Genomic DNA, 19441 nt, shown 5'->3' on the forward strand with positions numbered 1-19441 from the left:
GTATCGGTTCCGGCGCCGACAAACAGTTCGACACTGATGGAAGAGAGAATCCGATGTCTCAGCAGCACACTCGGTCGGTCAGCGTGATCGGCTTGGGTCCCATGGGGCAGGCCATGGTGCGGGCTTTCCTGGCCGCGGGGATCGAGGTCACCGTATGGAATCGCAGCCCGGAGAAGGCCGAAGCCATGGTCGAGGCGGGTGCGCGGCGGGCGGCGACGGTGGCCGAGGCGCTGGCCGCGGGTGAGGTAACCGTCCTGAGTTTGACGCATTACGCCGCGATGTACGACGTGCTCGGCCAGGCGACCGCCGAGTTGCGCGGGAGAGTGATCGTGAATCTATCGTCGGATTCACCGGAGAATGCCCGCAGGGGCGGGCAGTGGGTGCGTTCGCACGGTGCCCGCTTCCTGTCCGGGGGATTCATGTCGGCGGGTGACAATATCGCCCACCCTGCTTCCTACATCTTCTACAGCGGGCCGCGGGACGTATTCGATGCTCACGCCGGACTGTTGCGGCCGCTGAGTCCGCAGGAGTATCTGGGGGACGACGACGGTTTGGCGCAGGTTTTCTACCAGGCGCTGCTGATCGTCTTCCACCCGTGGATGCTCGCCTTCGATCAGGCCCTGGCCCTGGTCCAGCGCTCCGGCAACGATATCGACCGATTCCTGCCGTATGCGCTGCGTTCTGCGGAGGCATATCCGTTCTTCATGGCCGAGTACGCCGCGGCCGCTCAGAAGGGCGGATGGGGCGATCTCGCGTCCTTCGCAATGATGGACGCCGGCGCGCAGCACATCATCGACGCAAGCGAGGATGCCGGTGTGGATGCCACCCTGTCCCGTACTGCACAGGGGCTCTGGCGTCGGGCGAGGGCGGCCAGTACCGAAGCCGGGCGGCCGGTCTCAGTTTTCGAGTTGATGGTGGGGTCAACTGCTTGATCCCGGTCTCGGTGCCCGGTTTTCGACCCCACCACGAGTGTGGTCGCCGGGCGCCCGGCTGCCCGGTTGTGTATCAGCGGCTGTCGTTGCCGTCCGATCGGCGTGCCTTTTGCGCGATCTGCGCGGCGTATTCCTGATGGCCGACCCCGGGGAGCTCCTCGAGGGTGAGACCTTCGATGTCCCACCGGGGGCGGGCGTCGGCGATGAAACGGATGGCGTCGCGTACGAACCGCCGACCGGCCGGTTGGCCGATATGTGCGGAGGGGGTGTGCAAGCGGAACCATCCGAGGAGATCTCCAGCGGTGCCGTCGATTCCAGTGGCGGTGACAGGGTCGTCCGAATCGCCCGTGTCCGGGAGCAGAAGACTGGTGGGGGAGACCCCGAGTGCGACTGCGAGCGCCATCAGATCGTCCACATCGACCCGGCGCTCGCCGCGCTCGATTCGCGACAGCCCCAGAACCGGGATAGGCCGGTCGAGGGCCTCGAGCCTGCGCGCCAGATCGGCGTATCCCAGGTTCATCAGAGTGCGGTAGCGGAGGACGTTTTTCCGGACAGTATCCCCGGTCGGGCCGAGCGGGTTCTTCTTGATCACCACCTGACCAGGTTTATCTATCGAAATGATCGCGTCAAGAATCAATTCGATAGACCGCTGGAACGGCGTCCGGCCGTCGGCGATTCGCTATTCCCATCACTTCGATCACATCGAAATGATGGGAATCACTATCTTTTCGATAGCGTCCGAAACGCTCTTCAATTCGAGCGGACCAACAGGAGTGCCGCCTGCGGAGTCGGTTCCGCTCCGGCCGGTGCCCGGACGAAACGCATATCGACGGTGAAACCGGCGGCTTCCGCAGATGCGGCCGCCTCCTCAGGGGCGATCCGGTGGAAATCCAGCGAGACCGGAAACCCGAATCCTTCGTCGTAATGCTTTACCTCGGTGCCTGCTTGGAACCCGAGCAGCAAATGTCCGCCCGGCCGCAGTACGCGGTGGAACTCGGCCAGGACCCCAGGGCGTGCGGCCGGCGGAATATGGATCAGGGAGTACCAGGCGACTACGGCCCCCAGCGCGCCATCCGAGATCTCGAGCGCGGTCATGGAACCCACGGCGAATCGGATATCCGGATGGTGGCGCCGGGCGAGTTCGACCATGGCCGGGGACAGGTCGATTCCGCGTATCGACAGACCGTGCTCGGAAAGGAATCCGGTTACCCGGCCGGGGCCGCACCCGATATCGATTACCGGCTCGCCCGGTCCGACTACTTCGGCGAAGGCGGCGAGTATCGCTCGCTGCCACGGGCTGGTATCGAGTTCGCCGGCGAAATTCTCGGCGTACGCCGCCGCGATGGTGTCGTAGCCGGTGCGGGTGTCGGTGAGGAAGGATGCTTCTGGCACAGAGGCACCGTACCGGCGTGCCGAGGGCACCGTTCGTGACGTCGACGGGCACTGAGCGTACGTTTGATGGTGTCGACCAAGACATCACGAGTGGAGAAGACCTGGTAATGACCCCTTCGGAGTCTGCCGCGCCCGGCATCGACCGATCGGATTGGAGACGGGGGAGAGTCTTCTGGTTCGACTCCGAGAAAGGGTTCGGCTATATCAAGCCCGACGACGGGACCGAACAAGTCTTCGTGGAGTACCGGTGCATAGAAACCGACGGCTACCGGACCCTGCACGCCGGGCAACCGGTGACGTTCGTCAGCATGGCCCGCCCCCGTGGTCATGAAGCCGTGACGGTTCGCCCGGCGGCCGGCCAACCCGAACCCGGCGTCGGAGCCGAACCGGCCTGATCTCGGCGGGCAGCGCTCAGCGGCGTATCCCCATGGCGCCGCACACCGGGACAGGCCAGTCTGCCGTGTCGGCTGCCAGTTCACGATCGATGGCGGTGGCGACATCGGCTGCGAACGGGGCAGCCGATCGAGTGCGCAGATCCACATGGATCGCGGCGATCTCGAGTGTGCAGCTCAGACGCCGGGTGGTGTCGTTCACCAACAGGGCGACCATATGAACCACCTTGTCGGAGCGATCCACGCCCCGCACGTAGACCGAAACTTCTTCGCCGACCCGGGTTTCGGCGTAGTAGCGGATGTGATGCTCGGCGGTGAAGAATCCGGTGCCGCGGCTCGCGCGGTAGTCGTCGGTGAGTCCGATGCGTTCGAAAACCTGTCCACCGGCTTCGACACACAGGTCGAAGTAGTGCCTGATGTTCATATGGTCGTTCTCGTCCCGGAAGCTCTCGGGGACCCTGATCGGACCGAGTTCGCGCGGCAGCCGGACGACCTGTTCATATTCGGGAAGTGTGGTGGTGGTGCTGGTCACGGTCGGTACTCCTGACGAACTCGGCTTGTCCCGAAGTGTATCGATGCAGAAGCCGGCCCCCCGGGCGAGGCACGCCTCCGGGGGGCCGTTCGCCGGTCGGTCAGAGCGGCCGGATATCGATGATCTTGCGCAGCCGAGCCTTGTCGCGTTCGAGTTTCCGGGCTTCGTAGGCGATGGGGAAGTAGCGCAACCGCTCCGGCAGCAACGGGACCAGCCGGGCGATGAACCAGCCCAGGATCCGCAGTTTGCGCTCATCGGATTCGGTCCAGGCGAGTCCCAGTTTTCGCCGTGCCACTTCGGGGGTGGTGCCGACGGTCACGAAGTGCTGCATCCGCCCGAACGGGCCGGTCACTGCGCGCCACACCGGATGCAGTACATGAGGCAGTTGGGTCGGCGGGGCGATCGTTCGGATGACCTTCAGATAGTCCTTTGCGGTCTGAGTGGCTTCCAAATGGTTTTCCACCTGGTCTGCGAAGAACTTCTCGAAGTCGGCGTAGGACGCCGGCAGCTCCTTGGGCGGTACGTAGAAGTTCCGCATCAGCTGTACCGTCTCGCGGTAGTAGTCTTCCTTCTCTGCCGTGGTCAGCGGACGTTTCGCGAAGTATTCGGCATTCTCGGCGAAGGCGAAGGTGCCGGTGTGCAGCACCCAAGCCCAGGGTCCGCTGGACAGGGCTGTGTGGCGTTTCCCGTCGGCGTCGGTGGTGTTGAGGGTGGCGTGCATTTTGCGCAGCCGGTCCGTTTCGCCGAGCGATTCTTCGCCACCGTAGGTCCACATCATCACCGCGGACAGGCTGCGCAGGGCACGGCCGATGGGGTCGGTACGGAAGGTGGAGTGGGCATCGACCACCGCGGAGATCGAGGGCTCCATGGTCTGCAGCAGGAAGGCCGAACCCGCGGTCAGCGAAAAGGTGACCAGGCCGACTTCTTCCCAGGTTCGGGTGCCGGGACCGAATGGCCGGCGCTCGGCCGGAGCGTGGGTGTCGATGGCTGCGACGTCTACAGACGCGGTCATGCGGATCTCCCTTGATCTACGACATCGATCTAATGAGACGATAATACTCCAAATCTCTCACCATTGCGGCGATGGTGGTGGTGAAGTGTGCACCGGGGAGAGTGGCGGAAACGGATTCTTCGTGGGAGTCCCGGATACCGCGCGATATCGCACCCGGCCCGGACATGAGAGCGGGCCTCGGCGAAGGGGGGGAGTTTGCCGAGGCCCGCATAAGGTCGGCCCGGGGGGGAGGGGCCGACGCGTTCGATCCTACGCGATGATCCGTATTTGCGCGTATAAGGGGCCTAGTACTTTCCGACTTTTTCTGGTGCCGATCACAACTCTCCCATCGGGGGTGACGTGGTGCCCCTTCCGATGCCGGCGCGGTGCGCCGGAAGCTATCGAAAGTGCTGCTATGCAGTCCTTTTCGGCGGCGAAGACCGTACCGGGCCAGCCATCCGAACCGGCCCCGCCGCCATCGGCACAGCCGGTGTAACCGCCGGAGTTGTCGGAGGTCGATGCCACTATGCGGCTGTGCCTCCCGGTCGTGAGTTCCAACACTTCGGCGGCGTCGCCGATAGCGCGCGGATCCGAGTACCGCTGCCCGCCGAATCGAGTAGTCCGCTACGCGCGATCGGGCCGGCCGGGGCGAGGAGTATCGAAACCGGTCGCACCCCGTACCGGCTACCCCGAGCACAGCCGGGCCGGGGTGCGGCCCCTTTTCATGCATGGCCCCGCTGGTTCGTTCACGGACACCGCCGGACTGCCCGGTCAGCCGGACAACCGGATAAATCGGATGAAAAGCCCGCCGCTCGCGACAATACTGGCCCGTTACACGGCCGTTCGCCGGATGCGCTCAGGTCGATGGCCCACTACCGCCATCGGCGATACACCGACTCTGCCCCGCATATCACTCGAATCAGGAGAATCATGCCCGACGCAATCGTCGCCGAGGGTCTCGTCAAACATTACGGTCCGCGGGTCCGCGCCCTGGACGGCCTCGATCTGACCGTGCCCGAGGGAACGGTGACCGCTCTGCTGGGGCCCAACGGTGCCGGGAAAACTACCGCTGTCCGGGTGCTCACCACCCTGCTCGTACCCGATGCCGGGCGGGCGACGGTGGCCGGAATCGATGTGCTCGCGCAGCCGCGGGCACTGCGTTCCCGGATCGGCGCGTCGGGTCAGTACGCGGCCGTCGACGAGTATCTGACCGGTTTCGAGAACCTCGAAATGGTCGGGCGGCTCTATCACATGGGTACGCGGCGCAGTAAGGAACGCGCCCGTGAACTGCTGGAACGATTCCGGCTCAGCGAGGCCGCCGACCGGCCGGTGCGTGGTTACTCCGGCGGTATGCGCCGCCGACTGGACCTGGCCGGGGCCCTGGTTGCCAACCCGCCGGTGCTGTTCCTCGACGAACCGACCACCGGCCTGGATCCGCGGGCCCGGCTGGATCTATGGGATGTCATCGAGGAATTGGTCGCCGCCGGTACCACACTCTTGCTGACCACCCAGTACATGGAGGAGGCCGACCGGCTGGCCGATGCCATCGCGGTGATCGACCGCGGTCAGGTGATCGCCCGCGGTACGGCGGACGAATTGAAGAGCACGGTCGGGGGCGACCGGATCGAACTGACGGTCGAACATCTCGACAACCTCGCGGTCGCACAGCAGGCATTGAGTCCGCTGGCCGACGGGGATATCCACATCGAGCCGGGACTGCGGCGCGTGGTGGTGCCGGTGAGCGATGGGTCACAAGCATTGGTCGCTGCCATCGGCAGGCTCACCGAGCAGGGGGTGAAGATCCAGGATGTCGGATTGCGCCGTCCTTCGCTCGACGATGTCTTCCTCTCGCTCACCGGTCACGAGGCCCGCGAGCCGAGCGGGACCGACGCGGAATCCGGCGGCCGGAAAGCCGGCTCCGGCTCGCCGAACTCGGCGGCTGCCGCGTCGCGGGACACCGGCGAACTCGAAGTCGTGGAAGGAAAGAGCAGATGACCGCGGTGGGAACGGCCGGCGCTCCGGCAACATCATTGGGGGTGGGTGAGCGGCTGTCCATGGTGGTCAGCGACAGCCTGACCGTCACCAAGCGCAATGTGATCAAGATAAAGCGAGTGCCCGATGTGCTGATCTTCAGCACGCTCTCGCCGATCATGTTCGTATTGTTGTTCGCCTATATTTTCGGTACGGCGATCAAGGTTCCGGGCCTCGAGGGCGGCTACCGGGAATTCCTCATCGCGGGCATCTTCGTGCAGACCGTGGTGTTCGGTTCCACGTTCACCGGCCTCAGCCTTGCCGAGGATATGCAGAAGGGCATTATCGACCGCTTCCGCTCGCTACCGATGGCCCCGTCGTCGGTGCTGATCGGGCGCACTGTCAGCGATGTGGTGATCAACGTGGTGAGCCTGGTTGTCATGTCGCTGACCGGCCTGTTGGTCGGCTGGCGTATCCGCGGATCGCTGTTGGACGCAGTGCTGGCTTATGTGCTCCTTCTGCTTTTCGCGTACGCGATTTCGTGGATCATGGCCGTGGTGGGCCTGCTGGTGCACACGCCCGAGGTGTTCAACAACGCGAGCTTCATGGTGATCTTCCCGCTCACCTTCCTGGCCAACACCTTCGTACCCCTGCAGGATCTGCCCGCACCGCTGCGGGTCTTCGCCGAATGGAACCCGGTATCGGCGCTGGCCCAGGCCACCCGCGACCTTTTCGGCAACTCCTCGCCCGTGGTCGACGAGTCCACCGCGTGGTCGCTGCAGCATCCCGTGGCGACGACTCTGATCTGGGTCGCGATCATCCTGGCGGTTTTCGTCCCGCTTGCACTGCGGCAGTACCGCAAGACCGTCAGCCGCTGACGGCGCGGGTCAGCTCTCCGGAGTTGCGGCTGCCCCGTTCGTGGTGGCCGCTGTGGTACCGGTACGGGTCTGTCCGATACGCGGCGGAGCGGGAGCCGGCTCGGGCGGCTGCGGGCGTTTACTGCGCACCAGCCATGCGGTACCGCCTGCCGCAGCTACGGCGGCGGCAGCGAGCAGCCGATAGCGCGAACGGCTGGAGGGACGCAGTGGGTTCGAGCTCATGGCTCAACTCTGGCACAGCCGCGTCTTCGGCGCAGACCAGCAGGTCAACGGCCTGGCCGGCGTTGACGGGTCGGCCGCCGGCCGACACCGGGCAAAAAGGGCACATGGCACGATGGGGTGGTGAGCGCGACACGTCGTACCGGGCCGGCAGGACGCGGCCGGACCATTCAGCCGTCCTCGGACCGGGATTTCCGGTGAACCCACAGCAGTCCTCGCCACCGGCGCAGGTATGCGTACGGCATACCGACCGCCCCACCGGCCTGTCCTGCACTCGCTGCGGCCGCCCGGCGTGCCCGGAGTGCCTGCGTCCCGCATCGGTCGGCCAGCATTGTGTCGACTGTGTCCGGGCCGATCAGCGCAGTACACGCAAGGTGCGCACCGCGTCGGGGGCGGTGGCCGCGCGTTCGGCCACACCGTTCGTCACCTACGTGCTGATCGCCCTCAATGTCGTGGTGTACGCGATCACTGCGGCACAGTCGCGCAGCCTGATGGCCAATGAGCGGGGGTCGGCGCTTTTCATTGATTGGGTCATGTATCCGCCGGCGGTCGCCGCTGGTGAATGGTTCCGGGTGGTGGGCTCGGGCTTTCTGCACTACGGCCTGATCCATCTACTGTTGAACATGTTCGCGCTCTATATCGTCGGACGGGATATCGAACCGGTCCTCGGCCGCGCGCGCTACCTCGCGGTTTACCTGATTTCCTTGTTCGGCGGTTCGGCCGCGGTGATGTTCCTGGCGCAGGACAACTTGACCGCCGGTGCCTCCGGGGCCGTATACGGCCTATTCGGAGCCGTCACCGTGATACTCCTGCGGCTTCGGCAGAATCCGAACAGCATGCTGATCCTGATCGGGATCAATGTGTTCATCAGCTTCTCGCTGCCCGGCATCTCGCTGTGGGGTCATCTCGGTGGGCTGGCCGCGGGCACGCTCGCGACCCTGGGTGTGATGTTTCTGCCCGGGTGGCTGCGGGCTCGAACTCCGGAACAGGTCCGGACGGTCGGCGTGATCGCGCTGGTGGTTCTGGCATCGGCCACATTGGCGTTGATCGGAGCCGCGGCGATGTTCTTGGGCTGACGGTGTGCCGGCCGCTACTCGCCGGAGGCCCACCCTGATGTTTTACGTGAAACATCTACCGAGATGGAAACCGCCAGCGCTGGAGTGGGTTCAGCGGGCCGATTCGCCGCGCAGGTGTAGCTCCGAACGCAGCGCTTCGTAGACGTCTTCCGGGCTGGTACCCAGATCCCACCGGCCGAAGATCAGCAAACGCTCGGTGCCCTGATGATCGACATCGATCTCCAGCATCGGGGATTTGCGGCCGAGGCGGCGGTACCCCACGATCCGGGCCCGCAATATCTGGTCCGGGGTGTACTCGGTGGCGCCGGTGAGACCGCGCAGGACCAATCGCGGCTGCTCGCCCGGCACAACGGACAACCGTGGTCGTTGCCGGATACCCAGCCCGGCCAGGGCCAGGAGTGCCAGGGATGCGGCACCGAGCAGGAATTTGCCGGGCACCTCGGTGGTCAGCAGCGCCGCGACCGCGAGAATCGCACCCCCGATCGCGACCGCGGCCAGTGCGGGCAGCGGGGTCGACCAGGCCAGGCGTGGTTGTGTGCTCTCCGGCTGCACGCGGCGTTCCCCTATCCGTCTCGATAGTTATCCACAGGGTTATCCACAGGTGTGCATTAATTACACCCGTGTAATCCCCTGGTCAGCGCCACCGCATGGTCATGATGAGCCCGACCACCATCAGCCCGAATCCGATGAGGAAGTTCCAGGCATTGAGATCGCTCATCCAGCTGATCTGATCGGCCGCCAGGTAGTAGACCAGCAGCCAGACCAGCCCGGCCAGCATGAAACCGAGCATGATGGTGACATACCAGACGGGCGATGGACCCACTGCCTTCACCTTCACCGGCGTGCGGCTGGCGGGGTTGATCGTGTAATCGGTCTTCTTGCGGACCTTCGACTTGGGCATGATGTCCTCGTGTTCAGCGTGCAGGTCGTGTCCCAAGGCTATCCCACCAGGTGATCAGGGGGGATGTCCCGTATCCGGTGATCGGCCACGTAGTCTTTGTGCATGCGAGTTCTGGTCGTCGACAACTACGACAGCTTCGTGTTCAACCTGGTCCAGTACCTGGGTCAGCTCGGCGTCGAGGCAGTCGTCTGGCGCAACGACGATCCGGAACTTGCCGATACCGACGCTGTCGCCCGAGATTTCGACGGAATCCTCATCAGCCCCGGCCCCGGTACGCCGGACCGCGCGGGCAAGAGCATGGATATCGTGCGCTCGTGCGCAGAGCAGGCCACCCCGCTCCTCGGTGTTTGCCTCGGCCATCAGGCGATCGGTGCGGCCTTCGGTGCCACAGTGACCCGGGCCCCCGAACTACTGCACGGTAAGACGAGTTCGGTGTTCCATATCGGCACGGGCGTCCTGGCAGGACTACCCGACCCGTTCACCGCCACCCGATACCATTCGCTCACCGTAGTCGAGAGCACATTGCCGACCGGTTTCGATGTGATCGGGCGTACCGAGAGCGGAATCGTGATGGCTCTGCGCCACTACGAACTACCGATTCACGGTGTGCAGTTCCATCCGGAATCGGTGCTGACCCAGGGCGGGCACCGGATGCTCGCGAACTGGCTGGAAATCTGCGGTGAGCGGCCTGCCGAGGGACTTGTGGAGATGCTCGAGGCGGAAGTCGCGGGACTTTCGGTCCGTTGAGACCTGTTCAGAGCGCTGTGGCGGAGCCATCTGCGGGTTGTGCGCCCGGCACCGATACCCGGCCGCCCGCGTGAAAGCGACCGCCTGCACGCTCGCCTGACGAGCGGTCGGAATCATGTGCCGAGCCGCACCCCGGGGAAATCGGGCCGTAGGTCCAGTCCGATGGGGACCGAGGCGGCCTGCGCGGGCGCCTCGACCATCAGAGTGGCGGCAGCGTTATCCGAGGCCGTGGTTCTTCGGTGCCCGGCAGCAGTGATTCGAGACGGCGTTGCGGTCCATTGGTAGCGAGTTGCTGGAACATATCGCGTTGTTCGACGTCTACAAGGATGTGCCGGCCGGGTGTGGTCGTTCACGGCCCGGCGGTGCCGATCTCAGACGCCCGTATGCATTCCTCCACCGAACAGGCCCCTCACCACAGTGGTGAGGGGCCTGTTCGGTGGAGTGGCGGATATCAGGGCGGGCCGAGCGGTAGCACACCCGTGTTGACCGTGACCGTCGTCGACGAGGGCACGGTGGTGCCGGCCGATGGCTGCTGGCTGAGCACCTTGCCCGCCTGATCGGAGTTCAGCGTGATCTGGGTGATCTGGCGGACCTGGTTGACGCTGCCCTGCCAGCCACTTTCTCGCAGTGTGTCCACGACCTCCCCTGGGGTGAGGCCGACGAGGTTCGGCATGGAGATCCGATCGCTCTGCGCGACCTGCACCGTGATCGTCGAGCCTTTGTCGGCGTTCGAACCGCCGGACGGGCTGGTGGAGAGCACCTCGCCCCGGGGCCGTGCGGATTGCACCTCGCGGATCTCGATCTTGAACCCGGCGCCCTCCAGATTCGGCTGGGCACGGTCGATCAACTGACCGACGACATCCGGCACGAACACTTGCTCCGGGCCGGAACCGAGGGTCAGCGTGACCTGACTGCCGGCATCCAGTTCGAATCCCGGGGAAGGGTCCTGGGCGATCACCTTGTCCTTGTCCTCGGGGCTGGACGGACCACGCTTGACATCCGGGTGGACCTGCAGCCCGGCATTGGTGAGCTCCTGCGCGGCTTCCTGCTGGCTCAGCCCGACAACCCGCGGGAGCGGCACCTGCTGTGGGCCGGTGGATACCTGCATGGTGATCGTGCTGCCCTCGTCGGCCCGCGACCCGCCGAGTGGCTGGGTCGCGATGACGTTACCGGCGCCGATCCGGCCGTCGGGCTTCTCCTGGATGGCGACGTCGAAGCCGAGCGAATCCAGTTTCTGCTCCGCTTCACTGGCCGAGGAATTCGACAGATCCGGTACCGCGACCTGCTCGGGCCGGCTACCCGGACCGAGCAGCATCCAGAACAGGCCGAAGGCCACGGCCACCGCGGCCACCACACCGGCGGCAATATATGCGCGGCGGCGATTGCCACCGGATCCGGCGCCGTAGTCGTCGATATCGTCGTCGTCCAGGCGGTGATAGCCGCGCGACTGTGCTTCCGCCGGACCCAGCATGGTGGTGCGGTCCTCGTCGGTCATCACCATCGGCGCGCCGGGCTTCTGGCCGCCCAGCACCCGGATCAGATCGGCGCGCATCTCGGCCGCGCTCTGATAACGGTTCGCCGGGTTCTTGGCCATGGCCTCGAGCACGACCGAATCCAGTTCCCGCGGAACACCGTCGTGTACGAGCGAAGGCAGCCGCGGATCCTCGCGTACATGCTGGTAGGCGACTGCGACCGGGGAATCGCCGGTGAACGGCGGCTCCCCGGTGAGGATTTCGAACAGGACGCAACCGACCGAGTAGACGTCCGAGCGCGCGTCCACGGTTTCGCCGCGCGCCTGCTCCGGCGACAGATACTGGGCGGTGCCGATCACCGCGGCGGTCGCGGTCATCGGGTTGGCGGCGTCGGCGATCGCCCGCGCGATACCGAAATCCATCACCTTCACCGCGCCCGCACGGTTGATCATGATGTTGGCGGGCTTCATATCCCGGTGCACGATCCCGGCCTGATGACTGAAATCGAGTGCCGCGCACACATCGGCGATGACTTCCATAGCCCGGCGCGGCGGTAGCGGACCCTCGTTGCGCACAATATCGCGCAACGTATCGCCGTCCACGTATTCCATCACGATGAACGGCAGCGGCCCGCCGTCCACCTCGGCCTCACCGGTGTCGTACACCGCCACGATCGCGGGATGGTTCAGGGCCGCCGCGTTCTGCGCTTCGCGTTTGAAACGCAGGTAGAACGTGGGATCGCGTGCCAGATCGGCCCGCAGCACCTTGATCGCGACATCGCGGTTGAGCCGAAGGTCGCGTGCCAGGTGGACTTCGGACATACCACCGAATCCGATGATCTCGCCCAGCTCGTAGCGAGAGGAGAGATTCTTCGGGGTCGTCATGGCTGTCCTTGATGGTGGCTCGGCACGTCGGGAGAGCTGTCGTCGTCACGGGAGCTGTTGCCGATCCCCGGCAGATCGATTTCCGGAACCGGGAAACGAGGGGTGGTGGTGGTGTCCGTTTCCTCGCTGCCCGTCGACTCCGTGGTGGTCGGCGGGGCGGTGGTGGTGGGCTCGGCGGTGGTGGTCGGCGGTTGGGTCGTTGTGGTGGTCGCCGGCGGTTGGGTGGTCGTGGTCGCCGGCGGCGGGGTGGTCGTGTATTCCTGCGTGGGTGTCCAGACCGGCGGTTCTGTCACCTCGTAGGTGGTGGTCACCGGGGGCGGCGCCGGTCGCGTGGTAGGTGCTGTGGACGAGGTTTCGCCCGGTGTACCCGCCGGGTTGGTATCGCCGCCGAACAGCAGCCACAGCACCGCCCCGCCGAGTACCAGCGCGCCGATACCCAGCCCGATCATCCATTTCCGGTTCTTCTCGAGACCGCCGCCGCCACGGGTACCGTCGTCGTAACCACCGGGATCGGCCTCGTGCGCGCCGTGGTGGTCCATCGCGGTGGCTGGTCCGGCCATGGCAGTGGCCGGTGTGGTGTAGCGGACGGTCGCCGGATCGTCGTAACCGGGCTGCGGCGCCGGGATAACGCTGGTGGGGCCGGCCGCGGCCATAGTACGGGGTGGCGGCGGACGCCGGCCCGACCGCACCGCGGCGACCGCCTCGGCGAACTCGCCGCCGTCGGTGTAACGATGGTTCGGATCCTTGGCCAGGGTCACCTCGACGAGTTCGCGCACGTTCGGCGGGAGATCCGTCGGCATCGGTGGCGGTACATCGCGCACATGTTTCATCGCGACGGTGAGGGCGCCGTCACCGGTGAACGGGCGCTGACCGGCAAGGGCCTCGTAGCCGACCACACCGAGCGAATACACGTCACTGGCCGCCGTGGCATCCTCGCCGACAGCCTGTTCCGGCGCGATGTATTGGGCGGTGCCCATCACCATTCCGGTCTTGGTGACGGGCGAGGCATCCACTGCCTTCGCGATACCGAAATCGGTGATCTTCACCTGTCCGGTGGGGGTGACCAGGATATTTCCCGGTTTCACATCGCGATGCACCACCCCTGCCCGATGCGCTACCTGCAGGGCGCGACCGGTCTGCTCCAGCAGATCCAGACCCTGTACGACCGACAAGCGGCCGAGCCGGTTCAGCACGGTGTTGAGGGGTTCGCCCTGCACCAGCTCCATCACCAGGTAGGCGGTTTCCCCGCCCTGCGGGTCGTAGGTTTCGCCGTAGTCGTAGATTCCTGCGATACCGGGATGGTTGAGCTGTGCGGTGGTCTTGGCCTCGGTGCGGAACCGGTGCCGGAACGTGGGATCGGCGGAGAACTCCGATTTGAGTACCTTCACCGCCACCCGGCGATCGAGCCGGGTGTCCAGGGCTTCCCAGACCTGGCCCATCCCACCGGTGGCGATCAGGCGCTGCAGCCGGTAGCGGTCCGCGATCATCGCGCCGTTTGTCAGCATCGGGTTCCCCGCAGATTCACTCGCATATCCATCTCGTTCACCGACCTCGCAGACCTGCGTCCAGAACCGCCCGGGCTACCGGCGCGGCGACCGATCCACCGGTTGCCGCCAACGCGCGGTTGCCGCCGTTCTCCACGATGACCGCGATAGCGATCTTCGGGTTCTCGGCCGGCGCGAACGCTATGTACCAGGCGTGCGGTGGTGTGTTGCGTGGGTCGGCGCCGTGTTCGGCGGTACCGGTCTTGGACGCAATTCGATAGCCCGACCCGCCGCTACCCGCGGTGTTCTCCTCCGAGGCGACCATCAGATCGGTCAGGGTAGACGCTACATCGGCGCTCACGGCCTGCCCCACGGACACCGGTTCGGTGGTGGCCAGCTCACTCAGGTCCGGGTTCTGCAACTGGTCGACCAGATACGGTTCCATCCGCACACCGCCGTTGGCCACGGTAGCCGCGATTACGGCATTGTCGAGGGGGGTGAGCGCCACATCACGTTGGCCGATACTGCTCTGCGCGAGCGCCGCGTCGTCCGGGATATTGCCGATGGTGCTTTCGGCGACCGGCATCGGGATACCGCGATGTGGGCCGATACCGAAAGCAGCCGCCTCATCTTCCAGCGCCGCGGCGCCGACGTCGACTCCGAGCTCGACAAACGCGGTGTTGCAGGACCGGCGGAACGCCTCATGCAGGGTCGCGGTGGCGCCGGACCCGCAATTCGTGCCGTTGTAGTTCTCCAGAGTGGTGCTGGTACCGGGCAGGGTGATGTTCGGTGCCGCGGTGAACTGGGACTGCGGGTCGGCGACGCCGTTGGACAGTGCGGCCGCGGTGACCACGACTTTGAAAGTAGAACCCGGCGGGTAGGTCTGCGAGATCGCCCGGTTGATCATCGGCTGGTTCTCGTCGGCGCTCAGACTCTCCCAGGCTCGGGTGCCCTGGGCGCCGTCGTGCCCGGACAGCTGGTTCGGGTCGTAGCTGGGCGTGGACACCATGGTGAGGATCTTGCCTGTACTGGGTTCGATGGCCACGACGGAGCCGGTGTAGCCCTTGCTGGTGAGTTCGTTGTAGGCCACCTGCTGCATCATCGGATCGATCGTGGTGACGACATTGCCGCCCCGCGGGTCGCGTCCGGAGACCAGGTCGACCAGCCGGCTGCCGAACAGTTGCGCATCCGAACCGTTGAGCACGGGATCCTCCGCCCGTTCGAGCCCGGTGCTGCCGTACTGCATCGAGTAGAAGCCGGTGACCGGCGCGAATGCGGCCGGGTCTGTGGGGTAGACGCGCAGGTACTTGTACCGGTCCTCGGTTTCGACGGAACTGGCCAGTACGGCACCACCCGCGGAGATCTGCCCGCGCTGGCGGGAGTATTCGTCGAGCAGGACGCGGGAGTTACGCGGATCGGCTCGGTAGTCGTCGGCCTTGATCACCTGGATATAGGTGGCATTGAGTAGCAGGGCCACGATCATCGCCATGACCGCCATCGCCACTCGGCGTAGTGGTGTGTTCATCGCTGCTGGCCCCCTTGCCGTCGTGACACCATCACCGTCTGCGCTTCCGCCAGGGGTGCGGGCGCCGGTTCCCGGCGCCGGGCCGGGGCGGGTGCGCGCGCCGCGTCGGAGATCTTGATGAGCAGGGCAAGGAGAATGTAGTTCGCGAGCAGAGAGGATCCGCCGTAGGAGACGAACGGCGTGGTGAGACCGGTGAGCGGGATCAGTTTCGTCACTCCACCGACGACCACGAAGATTTGGATGGCGAGGGTGAACGCCAGCCCGGCCGCAAGCAGTTTGCCGAAACTGTCGCGGATCGCCAGCGCGGTCCGCATACCGCGCAGGATGAGCATCAGGAACAGGAGCAGTACGGCGGTCAGGCCGATGAGTCCGAGTTCCTCGCCGATGGTGGTGACGACGAAGTCGGTTTTCGCGAACGGCACCTGTGAAGGCCGGCCGCTGCCCAGACCAGTGCCTGCCAGCCCGCCCGTGGCCAGGCCGAACAGCGACTGCACGATCTGGTAGCCGGTGTTGTTGTAGTCGTCGAAGGGGTGCAGCCAGGTCTCCACCCGGACCCGCACATGGCCGAACATCTGGTAGGCGAAGAAGAATCCGACCATGAGCAGGCCGCTGCCGATCAGCAGCCAGCCCACTCGTTCGGTGGCGATGTAGAGCATCACCAGCACGGTGCCGAAGATGAGCAGCGAGGTGCCGAGATCCTTCTCGAAGACCAGTACGCCGATACAGACGATCCAGACGGCGAGTATCGGGCCCAGATCCCGGGCGCGCGGAAACTCCATCCCGAGGAAATGCCGGCCTGCGGCGGTGAAGAGCTCCCGTTTGGAGACGAGGACCGAGGCGAAGAAGATGATCAGCAGGATCTTGGCGAACTCACCTGGCTGCAGGCTCATACCGGGCAGCCGGATCCAGATCTTGGCGCCGTTCACCTCGGAGAACGAACTGGGCAGCAGCGCCGGAATCGCCAGCGCGACCAACCCTACGAGTCCGAGTGTGTAGGAGTATTTGGCCAGGGTCCGGTAATCGCGCAACACCACCAGGATTCCTACGAACAGCACGATTCCCAGTGCGGTCCACAAAATCTGGGAATTGGCGTCCGGGGAGGGGATATCCCAGGAGTTGTAGGCGGCGGTCTGCTGGTCGGCGAGGTCCAGCCGGTGGATGAGTACCAGGCCGAGCCCGTTGAGTAGCGCCACGATCGGCAGCAGTAGGGGATCGGTGTAGGGCGCGAACCGTCGTACCGCCAGGTGTGCGACGGCGAACAGCCCGAGATAGGCGAGCCCGTATTTCGCGATATCCCACGTCACGGATTGTTCTTGGCTGGCTTCGACCAGGAACAAAGCCGCCGTGGTGATGAACGCCGCGAAACCGAGCAGCAGGAGCTCGGTATTGCGCCGCGAAGTGGGTGGCGGCGTTGCCGCGAAACCGCCCGGGGGGCTCGGAAAAGCCCCGGCGGACGGTGCTGCCGGTGCGGACATCAGTCCGTCACCCGGCAGTTCTCCCCCGGCGTCTGGGGCACAGCGGTGGTGGTCGGCGCCGGCGCGGTGGTGGTCGGCGGCGCCGGCGGTGCCGGATTCTCACCGTTGGGGCCGGGTGCTTGCGTGGCGGGCGCCGGCGGGGCTGCTTCGGTGGGCATGGGTGGGGCCGGTGGGGGTGGCGGTGCGGGAGTGGTGGTCACCACGCCCGGCTGGGCGGCGGACCCGGTTTTCTTGCACACCGGCAGCAGTTCGCGGTCGGCCAGTACGCGCATCTGCTCCCGTGCCTTGTCCAGGGTGCCCGGTGGCAGGCCGCGCTCGACCTGATCGCGTCCGGTCTGCTCGAGATCGCTGACCTTCAGGGGGCGGCAGCCCTCCGGCAGTGGAGCGCCGTTGTCGGCGAGGGTGAGCTCACCCTTGGCGGTGACGCAGCCGACGAGGTTCACCTCGTGTATGGAGTAACCCAGGATCGACCCCGGCAGGCCCTGCATGACCACGACGCTGTCGTGGTCCGCGCCCACGTAGTAGTTGGACCGGATCATCTTGTAGCCGACGACCAGCCCGACAACCACCGCGAACACCAGCGCCAACGCGAGTAGCAACCAGCGCAGTTTGTGTGATTTCTTCGGTGGCGGCTCGGGCTCGCTCGCGGTGCGCCGCGGCGCGGCGGCCGGTGGGCGCATGGCCGCGGCGCGGCCGGCGGCGGTATTCGGCGGCGGATTGTCCTCGGCCTCACCGGAGGCGGCGCCGGCGACGATCGGATGGCTCTGGCCGTAGTCGAGATCGATCACATCGGCGACGACGACGGTCACATTGTCCGGGCCACCGCTGCGCAGCGCCAGTTCGATGAGCCGGTCGGCGCATTCGTCGGTACTGCCCTCGCGCATCGTGTTGGCGATGGTCTCGTCGCTGACCACATCGGAGAGGCCGTCCGAGCACAGCAGATAGCGGTCCCCGGCGCGCGCCTCCCGCATCACCAGCGTGGGCTCGATCTCGTTGCCGGTGAGGGCCCGCATGATCAGCGAGCGCTGCGGATGGGTATGCGCCTGCTCCGGGGTGATTCGGCCTTCGTCGACCAGCGATTGGACGAATGTGTCGTCGCGGGTGATCTGGGCGAGTTCGCTATCGCGCAGCATGTAGGCGCGTGAATCGCCGATATGGACCATGCCGAGTTTCTTGCCCGCGAACAGGATGGCGGTGAGCGTGGTGCCCATCCCGTCCAGCTCGGGTTCTTCCTCGACCTGTTCGGCGATCGCAGAATTACCGGAATGGGTGGCCCGGTTCAATTTGCCCAGTAGGTCTTCGCCGGGTTCGTCGTCGTCCAGATGCGCCAGTGCGGCGATCATCAGCTGAGACGCGACTTCACCGGCGGCGTGCCCGCCCATACCGTCGGCCAGTGCCAACAGCCGGGCACCGGCATAGACGGAATCTTCGTTATTTGCGCGGACCAGGCCGCGGTCGCTGCGCGCTGCGTAGCGGAGAACAAGTGTCACGATCGGAGCTCGATCACTGTCTTGCCGACCCGGACAGGTATGCCGAGCGGAACGCGGACTGCGGTGGTGACTTTGGCGCGATCGAGGTAGGTACCGTTGGTCGAGCCGAGGTCTTCGACGTACCAGTCGTCACCGCGTAGGGACAGCCGGGCATGTCGGGTCGATGCGTAATCGTCGGTAAGGACCAGCGTCGAATCGTCCGCACGGCCGATCAATACCGGTTGGGTACCCAGTGTGATACGGGTACCGGCAAGAGAACCTTGAGTCACCACAAGATGTTTGGCGCCCTTCTGGCCTCGGCGCATCGACGGCAGTACCGCGGAACCGCGCGGTCCCCGGTTCTGGAGCCGTATGCCGGAGGCCGCGTAGATATCGCTGCGGAGGGTACGCAGGATTGCCCACACGAACAGCCACAACAGCAGGAGGAACCCGGCCCGGGTCAACTGCAGAACCAATCCCTGCACGGCGCTCCACCTCCTGTTCGACTGTGTGCCGGTGCCATCGGAGTGGTGACCCACCCCTTGGCCGTGCTCGTCCAGGCGACCCACCTTGCGGGGCCGCGCATGTGTCGGCACATCATAGGACCGTCGGACGAGACCGATCACGATTGGACCGCCCTATTATGCGAGAGCCGTCCCGTGATCCGCACGGCGAGCCTACGGCATCAGACAATACGGATGAGGATCTCGGAATGCCCGGCACGGATCACATCGCCGTCGGCCAGCTGCCAGTCCTGCACCGGTGAACCGTTGACGAGGGTTCCGTTGGTGGAGCCGAGGTCGGAGAGCATCGCGGTCTGGCCGTCCCAGCGCACCTCGATATGGCGGCGGGACACACCGGTGTCCGGCAGCCGGAAATGGGCGTCCTGGCCGCGGCCGATGATATTGCTGCCTTCACGGAGTTGGTAGGTGCGGCCGCTGCCGTCGTCGAGCGCCAGTGTGGCCGAGAATCCGGGCCCGGCCGCCGGCGCGTACCCTCCCTGAGCCCCGTAGGGGGCCTGCTGGGCGGCGCCCTGCGGGTACCCCTGCGCACCTTGCTGCGCGTACCCCTGTTGGTCGTAACCCTGGTCGTAGCCGGGCT

At 65.7% G+C, this 19441-nt stretch carries 20 protein-coding genes; 6 read left to right on the plus strand and 14 right to left on the minus strand.

The window, feature by feature from the left end:
• The first annotated feature begins 53 nt into the window (after positions 1–53).
• Positions 54–932 carry an NAD(P)-dependent oxidoreductase gene (locus NS6_RS22400; protein WP_068044906.1) on the plus strand — a complete coding sequence of 293 codons (879 nt, stop codon included), beginning with the start codon at positions 54–56 and terminating at the stop codon, positions 930–932.
• Positions 933–1005: 73 nt separating this feature from the next.
• On the opposite strand, the gene NS6_RS34895 is transcribed toward NS6_RS22400, so the two are convergent.
• Positions 1006–1527, minus strand: coding sequence for a helix-turn-helix domain-containing protein (locus NS6_RS34895; protein ID WP_068044835.1), 522 nt, complete (start codon positions 1525–1527; stop codon positions 1006–1008).
• A 155-nt stretch (positions 1528–1682) separates the two neighbouring features.
• Entirely contained in the window at positions 1683–2324 is a 642-nt protein-coding gene (locus NS6_RS22410; RefSeq protein ID WP_068044837.1) for a class I SAM-dependent methyltransferase, read from the minus strand.
• Positions 2325–2341: 17 nt separating this feature from the next.
• On the opposite strand from NS6_RS22410, the gene NS6_RS22415 reads away from it, so the two are divergent.
• On the plus strand, positions 2342–2719 hold the full coding sequence (locus NS6_RS22415) for a cold-shock protein (RefSeq protein WP_307648188.1): 378 nt from the start codon (positions 2342–2344) through the stop codon (positions 2717–2719).
• A gap of 16 nt (positions 2720–2735) precedes the next feature.
• Here the strand turns inward: NS6_RS22415 and NS6_RS22420 are convergent, their stop codons facing one another.
• Together NS6_RS22420 and NS6_RS22425 are read right to left on the minus strand one after the other, a co-directional pair.
• Positions 2736–3248: a thioesterase family protein gene (locus NS6_RS22420; RefSeq protein WP_068044841.1), complete on the minus strand. Its 513-nt coding sequence runs from the start codon at positions 3246–3248 to the stop codon at positions 2736–2738.
• 100 nt (positions 3249–3348) lie between these two features.
• Positions 3349–4260: an oxygenase MpaB family protein gene (locus NS6_RS22425; protein ID WP_068044844.1), complete on the minus strand. Its 912-nt coding sequence runs from the start codon at positions 4258–4260 to the stop codon at positions 3349–3351.
• A gap of 909 nt (positions 4261–5169) precedes the next feature.
• Between NS6_RS22425 and NS6_RS22430 the strand changes: the two genes are divergently transcribed.
• Together NS6_RS22430 and NS6_RS22435 are read left to right on the plus strand one after the other, a co-directional pair.
• Positions 5170–6234, plus strand: coding sequence for an ATP-binding cassette domain-containing protein (locus NS6_RS22430; RefSeq protein WP_084471305.1), 1065 nt, complete (start codon positions 5170–5172; stop codon positions 6232–6234).
• A 59-nt stretch (positions 6235–6293) separates the two neighbouring features.
• The gene (locus NS6_RS22435; protein ID WP_068044908.1) at positions 6294–7088 is read left to right on the plus strand and encodes an ABC transporter permease; all 795 of its coding nucleotides are present in this window, start codon (positions 6294–6296) and stop codon (positions 7086–7088) included.
• A gap of 9 nt (positions 7089–7097) precedes the next feature.
• Here NS6_RS22435 and NS6_RS34165 read toward each other — a convergent pair whose 3' ends face one another.
• Positions 7098–7310, minus strand: coding sequence for a hypothetical protein (locus NS6_RS34165; RefSeq protein WP_084471307.1), 213 nt, complete (start codon positions 7308–7310; stop codon positions 7098–7100).
• A gap of 194 nt (positions 7311–7504) precedes the next feature.
• On the opposite strand from NS6_RS34165, the gene NS6_RS22440 reads away from it, so the two are divergent.
• Positions 7505–8383, plus strand: a complete 879-nt coding sequence (locus tag NS6_RS22440) for a rhomboid family intramembrane serine protease (protein ID WP_068044845.1) — start codon at positions 7505–7507, stop codon at positions 8381–8383.
• A 90-nt stretch (positions 8384–8473) separates the two neighbouring features.
• Here the strand turns inward: NS6_RS22440 and NS6_RS22445 are convergent, their stop codons facing one another.
• On the minus strand, positions 8474–8935 hold the full coding sequence (locus NS6_RS22445) for a PH domain-containing protein (protein ID WP_068044848.1): 462 nt from the start codon (positions 8933–8935) through the stop codon (positions 8474–8476).
• Between the two features lie 82 nt (positions 8936–9017).
• Positions 9018–9284 (minus strand): cell division protein CrgA, encoded by a 267-nt coding sequence (gene crgA, locus NS6_RS22450; protein WP_068044910.1) that lies wholly within the window; start codon positions 9282–9284, stop codon positions 9018–9020.
• Positions 9285–9386: 102 nt separating this feature from the next.
• Here crgA and NS6_RS22455 point away from each other — a divergent pair, with 102 nt between their 5' ends.
• On the plus strand, positions 9387–10031 hold the full coding sequence (locus NS6_RS22455) for an aminodeoxychorismate/anthranilate synthase component II (protein ID WP_068044849.1): 645 nt from the start codon (positions 9387–9389) through the stop codon (positions 10029–10031).
• A 451-nt stretch (positions 10032–10482) separates the two neighbouring features.
• Here NS6_RS22455 and pknB read toward each other — a convergent pair whose 3' ends face one another.
• The 7 genes from pknB to NS6_RS22490 all read right to left on the minus strand — a co-directional run.
• Positions 10483–12387 carry a Stk1 family PASTA domain-containing Ser/Thr kinase gene (pknB, locus tag NS6_RS22460; protein WP_068044850.1) on the minus strand — a complete coding sequence of 635 codons (1905 nt, stop codon included), beginning with the start codon at positions 12385–12387 and terminating at the stop codon, positions 10483–10485.
• Positions 12384–13892, minus strand: coding sequence for a protein kinase domain-containing protein (locus NS6_RS22465; RefSeq protein WP_068044852.1), 1509 nt, complete (start codon positions 13890–13892; stop codon positions 12384–12386). Before NS6_RS22465 ends, pknB begins: the two co-directional genes overlap by 4 nt.
• A gap of 37 nt (positions 13893–13929) precedes the next feature.
• On the minus strand, positions 13930–15396 hold the full coding sequence (locus NS6_RS22470; RefSeq protein ID WP_068044854.1) for a peptidoglycan D,D-transpeptidase FtsI family protein: 1467 nt from the start codon (positions 15394–15396) through the stop codon (positions 13930–13932).
• A complete protein-coding gene (locus NS6_RS22475) occupies positions 15393–16871 on the minus strand; it encodes an FtsW/RodA/SpoVE family cell cycle protein (protein WP_068044856.1) in 1479 nt (492 codons plus the stop codon). Before NS6_RS22475 ends, NS6_RS22470 begins: the two co-directional genes overlap by 4 nt.
• Entirely contained in the window at positions 16871–18361 is a 1491-nt protein-coding gene (locus tag NS6_RS22480) for a PP2C family protein-serine/threonine phosphatase (RefSeq protein WP_068044858.1), read from the minus strand. Before NS6_RS22480 ends, NS6_RS22475 begins: the two co-directional genes overlap by 1 nt.
• On the minus strand, positions 18358–18825 hold the full coding sequence (locus tag NS6_RS22485; RefSeq protein ID WP_068044860.1) for an FHA domain-containing protein FhaB/FipA: 468 nt from the start codon (positions 18823–18825) through the stop codon (positions 18358–18360). The genes NS6_RS22480 and NS6_RS22485 overlap by 4 nt, the downstream gene beginning before the upstream one ends.
• 200 nt (positions 18826–19025) lie before the next feature.
• Positions 19026–19441, minus strand: a 416-nt coding sequence (locus tag NS6_RS22490) for an FHA domain-containing protein (protein WP_157112888.1), incomplete at its 5' end; no start/stop codon positions are given.

This window comes from Nocardia speluncae NBRC 108251 (assembly GCF_001613245.1).
GTDB classification, from domain to species: domain Bacteria; phylum Actinomycetota; class Actinomycetes; order Mycobacteriales; family Mycobacteriaceae; genus Nocardia; species Nocardia speluncae.